We start from the raw sequence: 13,610 nt of genomic DNA, 5'->3' as shown, positions 1-13,610 counted from the left end.
AATGAGCAAAACCATTCACATCATCGGCGCCGGCCTCGCCGGTTCAGAAGCCGCCTGGCAAGCCGCTAATCTCGGCGCACATGTTATCTTGCACGAAATGCGCCCTGACAAAGGCACCCCCGCCCACAATACAGGCAATTGCGCCGAGCTCGTTTGCTCAAACTCCTTCCGCTCTGACGACGCCGAATATAACGCCGTAGGCCTGCTGCATGAGGAAATGCGTATGCTCAATTCCCTCATCATGCGCGAAGGCGAAAAAGCCGCCGTCCCCGCTGGCGGCGCGCTGGCCGTTGACCGCGATATTTTCTCCGCAGGTGTTACCAAAGCCCTCCAAGACCACCCGAATATCACAATCCAAACCGGCGAAATCACAGAAATTCCGCCCGAATGGAATAATGTCATCATCGCCACCGGCCCGCTCACCTCCGATCCGCTCGCCGCATGGATCAAAGAACAAACCGGCGAGGATGAGCTGTCCTTCTTTGATGCTCTGGCCCCCATCGTCCATTTTGAGTCCATCAACATGGACATCGCCTGGATGCAATCGCGCTACGACAAAGCTGAAGGAATCGGCACGGGCAAGGACTACATCAACTGCCCGATGACCAAAGACCAATACGAAACTTTCGTCTGCGAACTCATAAACGCCGAGTATGGCCTGTTCAAGGAATGGGAACTCCCCTCCGGAGCACAAACACTGGCCGAAGCCGAAATCGACACGCCCTATTTCGACGGCTGCATGCCCATTGAGATTATGGCGGCCCGCGGCCCCGAAACCTTGCGCTTTGGCCCGATGAAACCCGTCGGCCTCACCAACCCGCATAAGGGTGAAAACGAACAACCCTACGCCATCGTCCAGCTCCGCCAGGACAATGCGCTGGGAACGCTCTACAACATCGTCGGCTTCCAGACGAAAATGAAATGGGGCGAACAAACCCGCATTTTCAAAACAATCCCCGGCCTTGAAAATGCGCAGTTCGCCCGCCTCGGCGGCCTCCACCGCAACACCTTCATCAACTCGCCCAAATTGCTCGATGCCCAGCTCCGCCTGAAATTCCGCCCACAAATCCGCTTCGCCGGACAAATCACGGGCTGCGAAGGCTACGTTGAAAGCGCCTCCGTTGGCCTGATGAGCGGACGCATGGCCGCCAGTGAGCTACTGGGCATCCCGTTCGAAGCCCCGCCCATCACCACCGCTCACGGTGCATTGCTTGGCCACATAACAGGCGGCGCGAAAAGCGAAACCTTCCAGCCCATGAACATCAATTTCGGCCTCTTTCCGGTTCCCGAAAATCCATTTATCACCATGCCAAACGGCAAACGTAAAAAACTCAAAGGTAAAGATCGTAAAAAAGCGTATACTACCCGCGCACTTGAAGACCTTGAAAACTGGATGAACAATGACCGAAAAGCCGCCTAAAGATATCGTTGTTTTACTGCACGGAATTCTGCGCTCCAAAACTGACATGCTGCTGCTCGAAAATTTTCTTGAGAAAAACGGCTACGAGACCATCAACATCCTCTACCCCTCACGCGAAAAAAGCCTCGAAGACCTCACCGACTTTGTCGCCGAAAAAATAGAGAACCACCCCGGATACAGCCCCAAACGCCCTCTCAATTTTGTAACCCACTCAATGGGCGGCCTCATTACGCGCTACTTCATCGCTACCCATAAACCTGAAAATCTGGACAAAGTCGTCATGCTCGGCCCACCCAACACGGGCAGCGAATTTGCCGACTTCCTCGATGATAATGAATGGCTGGGGCCCATATTTCGTTCGATTTTCGGCCCCGCCTCAGGCCAGCTCAAAACAGGCTACAAGCATATTGACGATGATATCACCTACCCTCTCGGCATCATCGCCGGATCGGCCTCTGTCAACCCTCTTGCTCCCTGGATTTTAGATGGACAGCACGACGGCATCGTTCCCGTAGAGCGCACCAAAATCGACGGCATGAGCGACCACATAGTACTACCCGCCACGCACAGCTTCATGATGTTCAACCCCAAAGTCATGGAGCAAACCTTACATTTCCTGCAAAATGGGAAATTTAAACACGCTTAAGAATGCTTAAAGAAATTTATCAACCCGCTGCCGATCCGCCGAAAGCGTCTCATCAAGCTGCTCTTGCAAAATCGTGCGCGTTTCTTTAGCAGTCTGCTCGGCCGCCTGCTCGTCTCGTGATAACGACAGCGCCTCTTCTGAAATTTGCACCTCATCTCTCACAGGCGCTTGAGACGCTGTTTTTTCAACGCGCTTATCTTCAGAAACTTTGTTATTTTGACCGCGATTAGCCGCTGATAAATTCTGCGGACCGCCCGCCCCTTGAATGGAATCAACCATAATCTCTACCCTAACTCAGAAAAATCCTGACCATCACTATCCTAACAACAAAATCGTTAAGATTCAATTACATAATCAAAATATTAAACGTAAAACCTTAAAAGCCGGAGCCACCGCCATCCTTGAATGAAACACATCATAATCACAGGATTTCAGCTGCCACATGTAAATTTCCGCCAGCTTCTGCTGTTTTCGCAATAAAATATTCTCACAAGAAACACCATCAACAAACTGTTCTAAAACAGATTTTATAACATCTGACAACCCCTCAACCGGCTTAAATTCATACAAATGATCCAGCCGCTGCCCCGCCTCTTTCAACAAATCCTCCGGTAAATAACACCGCCGTTGGCGCGCATGAAAGGAAACCGCGCGTAAAATCCCGACCAAACCGGCATTCACCGCCACAACCTGCACGGGCTCACGCTGGACATCCCCACCAACCACCTGCATCGCCAACTTCAACAATGGCGTAGACGTAAAATCCGCATAATTCACCAGCCCCTCAACATTACCGGGAAGCACATCTTCCAAATCAAACTCCCGCACATGCAAGAGTGTATCAAAATGTTCTTGCGGCAAATCATAACGCGCAATCGCCTCCGCCAGAGACTCCAAAATCTCATTACCCGGCGGCATTTTCCCGTCATAGATTTCGGCGATCCGCTCACGCCACCACTGCAACCGGATCAGCCCCAATTGCGTCTCGCTGACCACTTCCCGCGTCTTGGCAATCTCATAATTAAGCGCAAACAACGCCCACAACCCCTCACGCACCGAGGCAGGCACAAACATTGAAAGTAAAAACCGGTCCGGGTCATGCTCCCGAACCAACCGCCCACAATATGAAATCGTCTTAACCATTGATTATTCCTGTAAAACAATTAATTTACTGGCTTAACAGTTTCTACCATCAAAGAAAAGCTAAGGAGCTAAACCATGTCCGCCTTCGATTTGCCCGAACTCCCCTACGCCTACGATGCACTGGACCCGTACATGTCCGCCGAAACGCTTGAATTCCATCATGACAAACACCACAACGCCTACATCGTCAACGGCAATAAAATCCTCGAAGGGTTAGACCACATGGGCAACACGCTCGAAGAAGTTGTCATCAACGCCCACAAACAAGGCGAGCAAGGCCTGTTCAACAATGCCGGACAGCACTGGAACCACACCCATTTCTGGAACTGGATGAAACCAAATGGCGGCGGCGCCCGTCCCAGCAATCTGGAAGCCGCCATCACTGACAGCTTCGGCTCATTTGAGGCCTTCCGTGAACAATTCCTCAATGCCGGCGCAACCCAGTTCGGCTCCGGCTGGTGCTGGCTGGTCATGAACGCTGAAGGCAAGCTGGAAGTCACCAAAACAGCCAACGCCGACAACCCGCTCACATCGGGCCAAACCGCGCTATTGGGCTGCGATGTCTGGGAACACAGCTATTACATCGATTACCGTAATGCCCGGCCCAAATACCTTGAAGCCTTCGTCGATAATCTCGTCAATTGGGAATATGTCGCCGAGCTGTTCGAAAACGCGTCGCGCTGAAACCATCGGGCAAAAACGGAAGCCCCGTTCAAATTAGCCGCATAAACGCCTAACTCTAATCACAGCGCGCTTCCAGCGCATTTGCTGGAGGCATTGCATCCACCCGCTCTTTAATGGCCGCAAACTCGTCCTTAAGACCCGCCGCTTCCTGCGGCAATTTATCAGGATGAATTTGAATTCTGCCATCTGCACCAAGCTGAATTGCATCAGAAATATTCACGCCAACCCCTGCAAGCACCTGCTGAGAATGATCCAAAGAATATTTATACCCCGTCAACTCCTGATACTGCATGCATGCTGTCTTCGCTTCAGAACTAAGCCCCATCCCCTCATAACTCGCAGGATCGACATTTTCTCCTGTAGCAATAGCGCTCTGTAAATCCGAGACCGCACTTTCCAGCGCAGAGTTCAACGCCACATTTTCTCTCCCCTCCACAGAAGAAGGTTCCTGATTTTTAAAGTGCGGAGCAACCTCTCCAGCGACCGGTTCAATAGAATGTGCATTGCCCCGAAACTCCTCAACCTTTGCCCCCCGCCCCTGTTCTACATCAACAGAAGACTCAGACACTTCCCCGTGCAAAAGCCCTTGCGCCCGGCTTACGTCTCCATCACGCAAAGCCTCCAGCGCGTTATTATATGGCGTCATATCAATCGGCCCACCCGCCGCCAAACGCTCTTCAACAAACTGCGCTGCCACCGCCTTATAGCTATCCGCAATCCCGAAATCATTATTAAACATGAACTCTATTTGCTGCTGCACAGCCGGATCGCTCAAATCAGGACTTTTTTGAAGCTCCCTCTCCAAACCCGGTAAAATAACACGTGCCTGAGAAAACGCCTCACGATCAAGAGCCGCCATATTTCCCATATGAGACTCGGCGTTTCCGATTTTTTGCGCAATGAAGGCAGATCCGCCGTCTACACTCTGCTGTTCAGCGGTCTGAACAAAAGCCGACGGATAATACTCTGACACAACAACTTCTGGTACAACTGGCTGAGATTCCGGCACGCCCGGCTCTGGCGCAACCTGCACCACTGACCCTACCGCTTCATAAGACGGTACCGCAGCATCACGCTCATGCACACGAATAGACAGATTCTCCAGCACCTCCGCACTTACCTTTTGCTTAACCGCAATACCGCCTTCTGCCCCTGGCCCTCTGTTCTGATAGATAATCGTAGAATTATACGCACTTAACTGAGCATATAACGCCCCAACTTCCGGGCGATCTGCAAAACTATGACGATATGCCTCATGCTCAGGGGCATGATGTTTAATACTCCCATCCTCATGAACCACAACAGCAGCAAAAACGCGCCCATCCTCTGGAAGCCGATCGCCAAGCCGTAAAGTGGGATCAACCAAATAAGCACTTTTCCCAAGCCTGTGCTCACCAAGCTTAAGAGGGCCAAGACGTTCGATATTTCCACCTTCACCCACAACGACTTTCCGGCGAATTTCACCATCAAAGTCACCGCTGGTTATCCGCACCAAACTCTCGGAAGACCCGGCCCCCAAATCTTGCCCATAATAAATATCGCGCGGACTTGTCGCCTTTAAATCCTCAATCAACGGCGTTGCAACCGCATCATAATCACGGCGCATCTGCTCTGCATCATAGGCTAAAACCTGCCCCGGCGCCTGCGGGTCATGCATCAACAACATCGTCTGCCCGTTTTCATCAGTAATATAGCCAACCCCGCTACGCCCGCCGACCTCAAGAATAACCGGCATAGGCAAAGAGTCCGGCCAACCGGCAACCTGCCCTTCAGCCTCACGCACACCAAATTCCGGCGCGCTCGCACCTTCACTTTCTATCAATCCACGAACTTGTTCTGAAACGCTCTGCGCCATCATTCACACCCTTCAAATTCACGCGTAAAACCTCGCTATCCGCCAATTACAGCGGTTTTTTATGCGTTTATGATATAGAAAGGATGTTAAGAAAGATTTAACTTAAAATGGTAATAAAGCCGCGGCAACTCTACGTCCATCAGCCATCAAAACATTGTAAGTCCGGCACGCCGCGCCGCTGTCCATAACCTCAACGTTAAGACCGCACGCTTTCAACGCATTTTTCAAATTTGAAGATAAAAACTGAATTGTCGCCCCACAGCCCAGCAAAACCACATCAATCTCCGCAGCCTGCTCTATAAGCGGAACAAAATCAGGCTCGCTCAAGTCCGCCACTTCGCCCGCAAAGTCCCAGCGCTGTGACCCTTCAGGCATCACAATCAAAGCGCCCTCATACACAGCCCCGCTCACGCGAAACCGCCCACCACTATAACTTTGAATGATTTGTTGCCCGGACCTAATAAGCGGCGTCACGTCCATGAGGATTATGCCTTCTGCGGCGTAGTATCCCCGCTCTGGACTTCACCGCGTTTCACCCCGGTATTGAGCAAAACCGGCGCCGCCACAAAGACAGATGAATAAGTCCCGACGACAATCCCGAAAATCAGTGCATAAATAAAGCCCTGAATAACCTCGCCGCCAAAAATATATAGTGCAATTAAGGCTAGCAGCGTCGTGCCCGAAGTCATTAACGTCCGGCCCAACATCTCATTAACGGACTTGTTAAACAGCTCAGGCAAGGACATTTTCTTAAACTTGCGCAAATTCTCACGAATACGGTCAAACACAATCACCGTATCATTGATAGAATATCCCGCGATCATCAAAATCGCCGCCACCGTTGAAAGGTTAAACTCCATCTGCGTCAACGCAAACAACCCGATCGTTGCAATCGCATCATGCGCCAGCGCAATAATGGAAGCCACGCCAAACTGCCACTCAAACCGAAACCATACATAGGCAAGAATACCAGCCAAAGAAAACAGCACTGCCAGCAAACCCTGCTTCTTAAGTTCTTCACCAACCTGCGGTCCAACAAATTCAGTGCGGCGATAGTCCACTTCACCCGCATCCGCATAAATGTCATCCAACGCCTCACGCACATCTTCAATCGCCATTTGTTGTGCTTCAACGCCGCCCTTTTGCTCTGGCAAACGGATCAACAAATCTTCCGGAGAACCAAATTCCTGCAATGTAATTGCACCCAGATCCAGATCATTAAGCAAAGCGCGAAGCTCTGCCAAATCAGGCGCCTCAGGCGTGCGGATTTCAATCACGGTCCCGCCGGTAAAATCGATCCCGAAATTCAAACCTCTTTGAACAGTTAAAGCAATCGAACCAAACACCAAAACAGCCGAAACCATATAGGCCAAAAACCGCAAGCCTATAAAATTAAAATTCGTTTCTTCCGGAACTAATCGTAAACCTTGCATTCAAACTTCCTTAATTTTATTCATTCAAATCTGTACATACTCAAAAATCATCCAGAATGCGGCGAAAACAGTGGTTTTCGAGAACCGTAGCGCAGCGTACATTTTGGTACGTGAGTAACGGAAGCGTAGAAAACTACTATTTGCAGCCCATTATGGGCGATTTTAAACCGGCACGGTGCTCGGTTTTGTTTTCTTCAACCAAGCCACCACCATCAAACGCGTCACCATAATCGCCGTAAAGAACGACGTGACAATTCCCACACCCAACGTCACCGCAAAACCTTTAATCGGCCCCGTCCCCAAAGAAAACAGAATCAACGCCGCAATCAACGTTGTCAGGTTAGAATCAATAATAGTGCCCATCGCGCGGGCGTATCCCGCATCAATTGCCGATATCGCACTGCGCCCGGCGCGCAGCTCCTCGCGAATACGCTCAAAAATCAAAACATTCGCATCCACCGCCATCCCGATGGTCAGGACAATCCCGGCAATCCCCGGCAAGGTCAGCGTCGCCTGCAAGCCCGACAAAATCGCAAAAATCAGCGCCACATTCACAATCAACGCCACATCCGCCATCAAGCCAAACCCGCCATAAGCCAGCGCCATAAACACCAGAACCAGCGCCAAACCAATCAGGCTCGCCTTCTTCCCGGCTTCAACGCTATCCGCCCCCAGAGAAGGCCCAACCGTGCGCTCTTCCACCACATTCATCGGCGCAGGCAAAGCCCCGGCGCGCAATAAAAGTGCCAGATCGTTAGCTTCTTGCACACTAAAACCGCCCGAAATCTGGCCCCGGCCACCGCAAATCGGCTCGCGGATCACCGGCGCGGACAAAACCTCGTTATCCAACACAATCGCAAACGGCTTGTTCACATTCTTGCGTGTCACATCGCAAAAGCGCCGCGCGCCCGTATTATTCAAACGAAAAGAAATCACCGGCTGCCCGCCCTGATCAAAGCTCGGCGCTGCGTTTTCCAGCATATCCCCGGTAATCAACGCCCGGCGTTCCACCGTCACTTTCTGCGTTGGATCTTCCGACAGCGGATAAGTTTTACTCGCCCCCGAAGTCCCTGGATCTTTAACCAAATGAAAATTCAGCTTCGCCGTTGTCCCAATAATCGCCTTCAAACTTTCTGCATCCGCGCCCGGCGCCTGAATTAAAATCCGGTCAGCGCTCTGGCGCTGAATAATCGGCTCCGTTGTACCCAACTCATCAATCCGCCGCCGCACAATTTCAATCGACTGCGCTAATGTATGGTCATACAGCGCCTTCTTGCCTGCCTCATCAAGAGCCGCATCAATCTTCAGGCCATCACCGGAAGTATCAATATCCAGATTACGCTCCAGCTTGCGTAATATCCGCCGCGCGCCTTCACCATCTTTCTTATTTTTCAAACTAAGACGCACACCGCCAGGAATAACGCCAATGCGCGTATAACCAATTTTGTCCTCGCGCAAAGACTTGCGCAAATCCTGAAGCATAGAATCTGCCCGCTCTTTGAGCACCAGATCAACATCAACCTCATAAAGCAAATGCGCCCCGCCGCGTAAATCCAGCCCCAGATTAACCGCTTTATTCGGCGCCCAGCCCGGCAAATTAATCTGCATCCAGCTCCGCGTCTGCTCACTCACAGCATTTGGTAAGGCATACAAAAACGCCAGCGCGCAAACGAGCAGCGTCAGAACAATTTTCCAGGGTGCAATTTGAATCATGTCTCGTCATCCGTCATTGCGAGCGCAGCGAAGCAATCTAGAATCACAAACTGGATTGCCGCGTCGAGCCAAACGGCTCTCCTCGCAATGACGCCTTTCTTACTTCTTATTTTCTTTTTTCTTATCATCTTTTTTAGAGTCGTTCGCAGGCTTCCCCGCAGACACTCTCGGTCCGTGCGCCTGTAGCATAGAACGTAAAACCGTCACAGTCATACCGCCCTCCAGCTCAACCTGAACCTCATCATCACCATCTTTGATCTTGGCAATTCTGCCAATCAACCCACCGGCCGTTACAACCTTGTCGCCCTTCTTAAGCCCTTGCAACATACTCGTATGTTCTTTAATTCGCTTTTGCTGCGGACGGATCAGCAAAATGTAAAACATAGCCACAAGCAACCCGACCAGCCCCATATTCCAGATAAAGGCCTCTGTCGCGCTTGGCGCGTTCGGCAATGTCGCCGGGACATTTCCGCTCATTTCAACACTTTGTGCATACGCTTTGGAAATCAGCATCAATATGCTCCTTATATTTCGACTCAAATTCTGTTAATGAGAGGACTATAAAGATTGGCGCGCCGAAAGCAAGCGTCTCACCCTTTATGCTGTTAATGCCGTTGGATAAATTTGAGCAAAGCCCATCCGCCAAGCATAAGACCAATCAAAATCACGATATAAACAACCTGCCCGGTAAATAACGCCTTATGCAAATGCAACCCCAGCGCCGCCAGGCCGGGCAACAGCAAAAACAGTCCCGCCACCAACCGCACATAACCATAGACTCTCGGCATACCGCTCTCTATGCCAGCAACCTCAACCATCTGCCGCTCAATCGGGGGACTAAACAAATAAGAAATTTGCTCAATCTTGCGCACCTCAACAAGTTTAAGAGCCCCTTCCCCGTTCTCATAACGCACAACCGGCAATGCACGCCCCTTATCCGTAGCTTTCTGGAACCCTGTAATCTCGAATTCCCCAATGTCGCCGTGCGAACGCATACTCAAAAACCCGCATAGCAAATACAGTCCCGCCGGAACACAAATAACCGCCAAAATCATAATCAATAATTCCATAACCTAGCTTTCCAAATATCGAGAAGGATTAATCGCATCCGTTCCCCGCCGCACCTCGAAATGCAATTGCGGACTATCGACGGAACCAGTCGAACCGACAGTGCCGATCATCTGGCCGCGCGTTAAAACATCTCCGCGCTTCACATCTATCCGGTCCAGATGCGCATAGGCCGTCATCCAGCGATCATCATGGCGCACCAGAATCAAATTCCCCGAACCTTTGATCTCATTTCCCGCATACACCACAACGCCGTTATCCGCCGCTTTCACCCCGGCCCCGCGCGCCGCTCTGATATTAACACCGTCATTATGCAACCCGTTTTTCTTCGGCCCATAAGATGAAATGACTGTTCCATTCACCGGCTTCAAAAATTTCGACGATGAACGCTTCGGCGGCTTGGTCGTCACCTTAACAGGCTTGGGATTTGACGCTTTCGCAACCTTAACCCCTACCTCACCGGAAGAAGGTTTGCGTGCGGGAATTGGAACCCCCTGCTCTTGCGAAAGTGACAAAACCTCCGCCTCCGGCCGCGGCGACACGCGCGCACTGCGTATAACGGACGGACTCGTCTTCGGCGTCACACCGGGCAAGCGCAAAACCTGCCCCGGTTGAATCACATAAGGCGGACTTAACCGGTTAAGCTTGGCAAGCTCGGACAAACTCACGTTATAAAGTCGCGACACAGTATAAAGACTATCCCCAGCGCGCACACGGTAAGTCCGCGGCGCAGGCAACTTCAACCGCTGCCCAGCATTAAGAATAAACGGCGCTCGCAAACTGTTGCTCACCACAATATCGCGCATCACGATGTCATAACGCTGTGAAATGCTCCACAGATTATCGCCGGCCACTACCGTGTAGGCCCCCGCGCTCCCCGCCCCTTCCGCCGTGCCATAATGCGACACCGGCGCTGGCTTTTGAACAAGACAGGCGGACAAGGACAAAGCAACTATGAAAAAACCAAAGACAGAATATCTCATCAGAGCAGTATAACGCACAAATTAGGACATCAAAAGAAATAGGAATGCCTAATTTTCTTGACAAACTACACGAAATTACATAATAAATCACCGGCTAAGGAGACAAAAAATGACAACAGAAAAAACTTTTGACAATTATACAATTTTCACAGGCATAGGCATCCATATACAATTCCGTGAAGCTGGCGCAACTATAGAAACGGTAAACGCTCGCGACTTAGAAGAGGAATTAAAAATTGCGCAAACCGAAGGCACGCAAGACCCAAACTACCCCCTAAAAAGACAAGCGCTCACTGAATGCCAAGCCATCCGTGGCTTCTAAGCCGCCTGCCCCTCATCATCGCTCGCTATATCCGGCAATAACGGCACAAACCGCACCGGCATAACATCGCGCACGCTATAGGCCTCCTCGCTCTCTTTCTTATACAGCTTGAGCCATTGGTCCCCGCTCGGCCCCACCGGAATAATCATCGCCCCGCCGATTTTAAGCTGATCGAGCAACGCCTGCGGCGGCTTTTCCCGCGCTGCCGCCGTCACGATAATCTTGTCAAATGGCGCTTGGCTCATCCCGTTAATCTTCGGCCAACCAAGCATCCCGTCCGCTGCAATCACGGTAATATTGCGCAAACCCAGCTTTTCAAACATTTTCTCCGCGCGGCTTAGCAAAATCTTATGCCGCTCAATCGTATAAACCCGCCGGCACAGCTTCGCCAAAATCGCGCTCTGATACCCGCACCCCGTGCCAATCTCCAGCACCTTATCCCGGTCTGAAAGCTGCAAAGCCTGCGTCATCGCCGCCACCACATAAGGCTGGGAAATCGTCTGCCCGCGTCCGATCGGCAAGGCCATATCATCCCACGCCTGATCCTTCACCGCCGCCGGTACAAACTCATCACGTGGCACCCGCTCCATCGCCCCCAGCACACGCGCGTCGCCAATCCCCTTCCTGCGAAGATCCATAACCAACCGTATCCGACGATTTATATCCTGCGTGTTCATAGCAATAAATTTTCTTTAATTGACTGAGATGCCTTTAACGCGCCCCAAGCAAAACAAACAAAAGAAAGTAATGCGGGTAAAACCATCAGCAAAATAAATAACCAAAAGCTTGGCACACCAAAATTTGCAAAACTCATTTGAGCGAGCATATACGTAACCAAAATAGAAAGAAAAGCCATAAATAACCCAATCAGAAACAACAAAACAGCCGCTTTAATTTTCTTAATATCAATTTTTAATTTTCCAGAATCGATCGCTTGCGGTATGAAAGTTATTAGAGCAATAACCGCCCCTGCATTTATTGTTATAAGTGCCTGCAAACCAAAAACGCCAAGGTCTTTTACGACCTCTGCATGCATTTTTTGCATTTCCAAGACTACCTCAACCTCAGTCATCATTCCTTCACAATCTTCTCTAATCCACCCATATACGGCTTCAAGACCTCCGGCACCCAAACCCCCCCATCGCCCGGATCATGATAATTCTCAATCACCGCGATCAACGCCCGGCCCACCGCCACACCGGACCCGTTCAACGTATGCACAAACCGCGTCTGCTTCTCTCCCTTCGGACGGCAACGCGCATTCATCCGCCGCGCCTGAAAATCCCAGCAATTCGATACCGATGAAATCTCGCGGTACGTTTCTTGCCCCGGCAACCATGCCTCAATGTCATAGGTCTTACGCGCCCCAAACCCGGTATCCCCGCTACATAACACAATCGTGCGATACGGAATCTCCAGCTTCTGCAAAACCGCTTCCGCGCAGCCAACCATACGTTCATGCTCGGCCTCGCTGCCTTCCGGCGCGGTCACGCTCACCATCTCAACTTTATAGAATTGGTGCTGACGCAACATCCCGCGCGTATCCTTCCCCGCCGCCCCGGCTTCCTGCCGAAAACACGGCGTAAAGGCCGTATAGCGACGCGGCAGATACTCTTCTTCCACAATCATCTCGGCAACGATATTGGTCAACGGCACTTCCGAAGTCGGCAACAACCAATCCCCGCGTGTCGTACAAAACTGATCCTCTTTAAATTTCGGAAGCTGCCCGGTGCCGAACATGGCATTATCACGAATCATCAAAGGCGGAGACACCTCTGTATAACCATGCTCGGACGTATGCACATCGAGGAAAAACATCCCGATCGCCCGCTCCATCCGCGCCAACCCGCCGCTCAAAAGCGTAAACCGGCTCCCCGACATTTTCGCCGCCGTTTCAAAATCCATCATCCCTAGCTTTTCGCCAATCTCGGCATGATCGGGACCTTTTGGGATTTTAATCTCGCCCCATTTACGCAGCTCGACATTCTCATCCTCATCCGCCCCATCAGGAACGTCCGTCGCCAGTATATTCGGCAAACAGGCCAGTAAATTCTGCAAACCCTCACCCAGCGCCCGCTCTTTATCCTCAAGCTCACTCATCCCCTCTTTTAACGCCGCCACATCTTTCATTTGTTGAGACGCATCACCACCGGATTTCTTAATCTCGCCAATCTGCTTGGAAATTTCATTACGCATCTCCTGATCACGCTGCAACTCAGTCTGCACCCCACGCCGCTCTTCATCCAGCTTCAAAATAGCTTCAGACTGTCCATCCAGCCCGCGCCGCGCCATCGCCGCGTCAAAGTCATTCGGATTTTCGCGTATATATTTTATGTCGTGCAT

Annotated in this window: 16 protein-coding genes; 4 read left to right on the top strand and 12 right to left on the bottom strand. The window is 51.2% G+C overall.

All coding sequences use genetic code 11. The features are described from left to right. The first annotated feature begins 1 nt into the window (after position 1). Entirely contained in the window at positions 2-1,420 is a 1,419-nt protein-coding gene (gene trmFO, locus H6859_01865; GenBank protein USO05976.1) for a methylenetetrahydrofolate--tRNA-(uracil(54)-C(5))-methyltransferase (FADH(2)-oxidizing) TrmFO, read from the top strand. Next, a complete protein-coding gene (locus tag H6859_01860) occupies positions 1,401-2,066 on the top strand; it encodes an alpha/beta hydrolase (protein ID USO05975.1) in 666 nt (221 codons plus the stop codon). The genes trmFO and H6859_01860 overlap by 20 nt, the downstream gene beginning before the upstream one ends. Positions 2,067-2,072: 6 nt before the next feature. On the opposite strand, the gene H6859_01855 is transcribed toward H6859_01860, so the two are convergent. Both H6859_01855 and H6859_01850 read right to left on the bottom strand, forming a co-directional pair. After that, on the bottom strand, positions 2,073-2,345 hold the full coding sequence (locus tag H6859_01855) for a hypothetical protein (protein ID USO05974.1): 273 nt from the start codon (positions 2,343-2,345) through the stop codon (positions 2,073-2,075). A 75-nt stretch (positions 2,346-2,420) separates the two neighbouring features. Then, positions 2,421-3,209 carry a squalene/phytoene synthase family protein gene (locus H6859_01850; GenBank protein ID USO05973.1) on the bottom strand — a complete coding sequence of 263 codons (789 nt, stop codon included), beginning with the start codon at positions 3,207-3,209 and terminating at the stop codon, positions 2,421-2,423. Between the two features lie 75 nt (positions 3,210-3,284). On the opposite strand from H6859_01850, the gene H6859_01845 reads away from it, so the two are divergent. Next, positions 3,285-3,893 (top strand): superoxide dismutase, encoded by a 609-nt coding sequence (locus H6859_01845; GenBank protein ID USO05972.1) that lies wholly within the window; start codon positions 3,285-3,287, stop codon positions 3,891-3,893. Between the two features lie 55 nt (positions 3,894-3,948). On the opposite strand, the gene H6859_01840 is transcribed toward H6859_01845, so the two are convergent. The 7 genes from H6859_01840 to H6859_01810 all read right to left on the bottom strand — a co-directional run bounded on the left by H6859_01840 (position 3,949) and on the right by H6859_01810 (position 10,945). Next, positions 3,949-5,751 (bottom strand): hypothetical protein, encoded by a 1,803-nt coding sequence (locus H6859_01840; GenBank protein ID USO05971.1) that lies wholly within the window; start codon positions 5,749-5,751, stop codon positions 3,949-3,951. A gap of 99 nt (positions 5,752-5,850) precedes the next feature. Continuing rightward, positions 5,851-6,228 (bottom strand): Mth938-like domain-containing protein, encoded by a 378-nt coding sequence (locus tag H6859_01835; GenBank protein USO05970.1) that lies wholly within the window; start codon positions 6,226-6,228, stop codon positions 5,851-5,853. Between the two features lie 5 nt (positions 6,229-6,233). Further along, positions 6,234-7,181, bottom strand: a complete 948-nt coding sequence (secF, locus tag H6859_01830) for a protein translocase subunit SecF (GenBank protein ID USO05969.1) — start codon at positions 7,179-7,181, stop codon at positions 6,234-6,236. A gap of 162 nt (positions 7,182-7,343) precedes the next feature. Further along, positions 7,344-8,894 carry a protein translocase subunit SecD gene (gene secD, locus H6859_01825; protein ID USO05968.1) on the bottom strand — a complete coding sequence of 517 codons (1,551 nt, stop codon included), beginning with the start codon at positions 8,892-8,894 and terminating at the stop codon, positions 7,344-7,346. Positions 8,895-8,993: 99 nt separating this feature from the next. Further along, complete coding sequence (yajC, locus tag H6859_01820) at positions 8,994-9,407, bottom strand: preprotein translocase subunit YajC (GenBank protein USO05967.1); 414 nt, start codon at positions 9,405-9,407, stop codon at positions 8,994-8,996. Positions 9,408-9,499: 92 nt separating this feature from the next. Further along, positions 9,500-9,964: a hypothetical protein gene (locus H6859_01815; GenBank protein USO05966.1), complete on the bottom strand. Its 465-nt coding sequence runs from the start codon at positions 9,962-9,964 to the stop codon at positions 9,500-9,502. 3 nt (positions 9,965-9,967) lie between these two features. Beyond that, entirely contained in the window at positions 9,968-10,945 is a 978-nt protein-coding gene (locus H6859_01810; GenBank protein USO05965.1) for a peptidoglycan DD-metalloendopeptidase family protein, read from the bottom strand. Positions 10,946-11,054: 109 nt separating this feature from the next. Here H6859_01810 and H6859_01805 point away from each other — a divergent pair, with 109 nt between their 5' ends. Further along, the gene (locus tag H6859_01805; protein USO05964.1) at positions 11,055-11,267 is read left to right on the top strand and encodes a hypothetical protein; all 213 of its coding nucleotides are present in this window, start codon (positions 11,055-11,057) and stop codon (positions 11,265-11,267) included. On the opposite strand, the gene H6859_01800 is transcribed toward H6859_01805, so the two are convergent. Genes H6859_01800 through serS form a run of 3 tightly spaced genes read right to left on the bottom strand, consistent with a single transcriptional unit; the run spans position 11,264 to position 13,610 of the window. Then, on the bottom strand, positions 11,264-11,944 hold the full coding sequence (locus H6859_01800) for a protein-L-isoaspartate(D-aspartate) O-methyltransferase (protein USO05963.1): 681 nt from the start codon (positions 11,942-11,944) through the stop codon (positions 11,264-11,266). The genes H6859_01805 and H6859_01800 overlap by 4 nt on opposite strands. After that, positions 11,941-12,342: a hypothetical protein gene (locus H6859_01795; protein ID USO05962.1), complete on the bottom strand. Its 402-nt coding sequence runs from the start codon at positions 12,340-12,342 to the stop codon at positions 11,941-11,943. The genes H6859_01800 and H6859_01795 overlap by 4 nt, the downstream gene beginning before the upstream one ends. After that, a complete protein-coding gene (gene serS, locus H6859_01790) occupies positions 12,339-13,610 on the bottom strand; it encodes a serine--tRNA ligase (GenBank protein USO05961.1) in 1,272 nt (423 codons plus the stop codon). The genes H6859_01795 and serS overlap by 4 nt, the downstream gene beginning before the upstream one ends.

Source organism: Rhodospirillales bacterium (genome assembly GCA_023898785.1).
Classification (GTDB): Bacteria; Pseudomonadota; Alphaproteobacteria; order Micavibrionales; family Micavibrionaceae; genus TMED27.
Note: the sequence above shows the minus strand (reverse complement) of the source record. Positions and strands in the feature narration are given on the sequence as shown.